This is a genomic window from Paraburkholderia sp. SIMBA_027 (assembly GCF_046535315.1).
Classification (GTDB): domain Bacteria; phylum Pseudomonadota; class Gammaproteobacteria; order Burkholderiales; family Burkholderiaceae; genus Paraburkholderia; species Paraburkholderia tropica.
On sequence record NZ_JAWRWY010000967.1, the window covers coordinates 1 to 259 of the forward strand.

The 259-nt window shown below is 57.9% G+C and carries 1 pseudogene; it reads left to right on the forward strand.

The features are described 5' to 3' along the window. Nucleotides 1–259: pseudogene (gene araD1 / locus SB764_RS41985) on the forward strand (2-keto-3-deoxy-L-arabinonate dehydratase AraD1); the annotation flags it as partial.

Sequence of the window (259 nt, forward strand, 5' to 3'; positions counted from 1 at the left end):
GCTTTGCCGTCTCAAACGAATTTTCCGATCACGTCACCGAGCGGATCAACTATCTCTACCTCGCCCATTCCAAGCTGCGCCCCGCAAGCTTCGGCCCGGAAATCCGCGTCGGCGCACCGCCGTCCGATATTCGCGGCACCTCGCGCATCCGTCGCGGCGACAAGGTGATTTTCGAAAAGCCGTTCGTCTCGGGTGAGGACAACATGTCCCACACCTTCGCGAATCTCGAATATCACCATTTCAAATACGGCCTGTTCCG